The sequence below is a fragment of the Bradyrhizobium sp. 190 genome (assembly GCF_023073415.1).
Lineage (GTDB): Bacteria > Pseudomonadota > Alphaproteobacteria > Rhizobiales > Xanthobacteraceae > Bradyrhizobium.
This window is the reverse complement of the sequence record NZ_JADPJL010000078.1, coordinates 1-3329: the sequence shown is the minus strand read 5'-3', so window position 1 is coordinate 3329 and position 3329 is coordinate 1. Positions and strand designations below refer to the sequence as shown.

General features: G+C 57.7%; 2 protein-coding genes. One reads left to right on the top strand and one right to left on the bottom strand.

All coding sequences use genetic code 11. The features are described 5' to 3' along the window. Positions 1–261, top strand: a 261-nt coding sequence (locus IVB22_RS38615; protein ID WP_247522382.1) for a hypothetical protein, incomplete at its 5' end; no start/stop codon positions are given. A 59-nt stretch (positions 262–320) separates the two neighbouring features. Here IVB22_RS38615 and IVB22_RS38610 read toward each other — a convergent pair. After that, entirely contained in the window at positions 321–1784 is a 1464-nt protein-coding gene (locus IVB22_RS38610) for a PAS domain S-box protein (RefSeq protein WP_247522381.1), read from the bottom strand. Between the last annotated feature and the right edge of the window lie 1545 nt (positions 1785–3329).

Here is a 3329-nt window from a genome sequence, read left to right as displayed (position 1 = left end):
CGTCGTCTGCTGGCGATCCGCCCCTTGAACGAAACCCTGCATCACTTCCCCCGCCGATTCAGCAAGGGAATCATAGCATCGACGGGGTTTTCACACAGCAAGGGTCAGAAGGCGACCTCCAGCATGCGGGCGGTTGTGGTGCAAAGCGGACGTGTATTCCATATGTCCGCTGCGCGCGAGACTGACCAACGGGTGCCTTCCTCAGATGTTGAGATTTGGTGCCAAGGAAAGGAGAGGATCACCACGGCCGCGCGAGATTGATCTTGCTAGGCCGTCCGGTGATTTCTTGTACAACTTGATTTCACCAGAATGACTGAGCGCTAGGGATGCGTCACGACGCGGTCCTTTGGAAAAGAAAGGTCTATTGTCAGGCCCGCCGGGTTCCAATCCCACGCGATCACGCCCCCGAATTGGCTCTGCACCGTCGCACGGGCGAGTAGCGTACCAAAGCCCTCTACCTCTGCTTGACGACCGACCGGTGGTCCTCCGCGTTCCGTCCAGGTTACCGCAAATTGGTCAGTGTTTTCGGAGCACGCGATATTGATGGAGCCACTTCGGGTCGAAAGTGCCCCGTACTTTGCGGCATTGGTTGCAAACTCGTGCAATAGCAACGCAAAACCGGTCACCACATCGCCCGCGATTGGAATGTCGGGTCCACTGATCGCGACACGCGCCCCGCCTTTGTCGGTGCCGCCGTCATAAGGGGAGAGAATCGTCCTAATCAACGTATGAAGCAGCGTTGACTGTTGCGTTCGATGAGTGCCTTCGGCTGTCAGCTTCAACGTCAGGTCGTTGGCTTTCGCGAGGGAAACCAAGCGGTCTCGCACCACAGAAGCGAGTTCTTCCGCTGTTGTCGCCGATCGGGCACTCATCGTGACCACGCCGCCAACGACAGCAAAGAGGTTCTTGATGCGATGGTCCATCTCTCGGAAGATTAGCCGCTGCTGCTCCTCTGCTCGCTTTCGAAATGAAATGTCACGGGCTATTTTCGAAGCGCCGACGATCTTGCCGTCCTTATCCCTGATCGGGGAGATCGTCAGCGAAATGTCGATAGTGCTGCCATCCTTGCGTTGACGAACGCTTTCGTAGTGCTCGACGCGCTCGCCGCGCCGGATGCGGGCAAGAATGGCCGGCTCCTCATCCTGACGATCGGGAGGGATTAGCATCGTGACCGACTTGCCAATCGCCTCTTCAGCATTATAGCCGAACAGCCGCTCCGCGCCTTGATTCCAGCTTTTGATGATGCTGTTGAGGTCTTTCGAAACGATCGCGTCGTCGGACGATTCGACGATCGCAGCGATTGCTCGATAGCGCGCCTCGCTTTCTCGAAGCCGTTGTTCAGTCTCCCGGCGCTCGGTGATGTCCACCAGCATGTTGACAGCGCCAACCAAAGCACCTGAAGCATCGAATAGGGGAGTTGGATACGGAATGAACGGCACGCGCGTGCCGTCCGGCCGTTCGGCGACCGCTTCCATGCCCCGGATCGGACGCCGTTCTTTCAGAGCCCGCGCCATCGGACATTCGGTGTGCGGCAAAGGAGTGCCGTCCGGCCAATAGAGCTTCCATGATCCGCAAAACTCGGCGGTCCCGAGCGTCGGCCGGCAGCCCCACAATTGCGCCGCCGCTTCGTTGTAGAAAGTAATGCGGCCGGCGGCGTCCGTCATGTAGAGCGCTGCCGGCAGTGCCTGCAAGAGTTCGTCGGATCCCCACGCCCCTTGATGTACATTGGGCTTCTGCAGGGAGACCAGCAACGCATCGATGGCGTCTTGTTCGGCGATACTCATCACACGCTCACGGCTGGAACACCTAAACTTGCCTAAGCTCGACCGCCGGCATCACGTTAGCGTAGCATCTTGCGGGACCGACGCAATTTCAAATTTTATGCCTTCGCTGCCCGATGACCGATGGTGCCGTTCCGGCGGGTTCGAAAGCCGCTTGTGAGCTACTGCTATTGGGCGCAACGCGGAAGTGAACCTAGCCTTTAGTGTCAACAAGGGGTCATTCGCGTCGGTTATCCGAAGGAAATGCACCCGGCCCCGGCTTCGTTCCAATCCAAAACAGGGCAAATGCCTATTTCGGGGAACCGCTGCTTATTCCGGCGCTCGCAACCCGGGCGACAATACCCATTCGTCAACGCGGGCAGCGGTCTCGGCCTGCCGCGCCTTTCTCAAAAGCGTTTCCCGCTCTTGACCCTGCGGCAGTTTCTCGGCCTCCGAGCGCAGGCGATCGGCTTGCTGTCGAAATCGCTTGGCTTCATCTGCTAGCCGACTAGGAAAGGTCACTATGTTTTTGAAACGGCGTCTTTGCATGGCGTTGCTCCGTTCCTTGTGAAAGGCGGGAGCGCAACCGGCGTTCTCATCACCGAATAAGGGTTAACCGCCCGAGCCCGGATGGGTTCAAGAACGCAGCATTACAAATGGCCGCTTCGGAAATGTTCTCATTTGGTAAATTAGGACACTGCGCGATGCTTAGTGCGAGCTTTGTACGCACTACCCTTAGGATGAATTAGGTGAGTTGCTTAGACGGCATGTGAGACGATGGAGTGCTTCTGGGCAATCGTCATCGAGATACAAATTCAATCGTTCTAACTTTAGAGCCCAGCTGGGCTCTCTTCTTCCCAATTTCGGCAATCGCCTTCGATCGTATTCGGACCCTTGGCCATCGGACCCAGACCCACTGTTTGAAAACGAGAAGCAGTTTCGCGGTGCGTGAGGACTCTCCAGCGTTCCGCTTCGCCAAGCCACTTCCAACTGTGTTGAGTATCAAGCGCGGCTCGGCGCCGGCACAATAATTCCATATCACGACAGCCTGCTAGGTCTTTCATGAGCATCTCCCTAGACTTGGTTGTCCGCACGCTACGCCGCTCGCGCGACGCGCCGCATTAGATCGGTGTGACCCTTTCGAGTCGGCATTGCGTTTCCTGGATGAAGCGACAGTGCGCCTGACAGTTTCGCGCGGTTGGAGTTGCTGGCGGTACCTTCAACAATTTCGGCGGCGTCGCCATCACCAACGTCTACAACAAGACCGTGATCAACAACACGACGATCACGCGGGTGAGCTTCAACGGCGGCACCGGCGGATGTTTTGCGACGTAACAGCGACCGTTCGTCAAAAGGCGCGACTTCCGGTATGGGTCCAAAGCTGACTTCGGCCCGCGCCTATCGCACTTCCGCTCTGCTTCCAACAACGGACATTCTGGAGCGTGGTCGGCATGTCCGTTCAGTGCCATTGGACTAAACCGCTCGCGCGGTAGGGTACTGCTGCGGGCGTCAGGGCCAATGGGATAGCGCAACGGGGCGTCCTGTCTTGAGATCGAGGTGTTCCGACAA

Bases quoted from the DNA above. Each gene is read 5' to 3' on its own strand.
- IVB22_RS38610 (WP_247522381.1), bottom strand. From the start codon at position 1,784: ATGAGTATCGCCGAACAAGACGCCATCGATGCGTTGCTGGTCTCCCTG.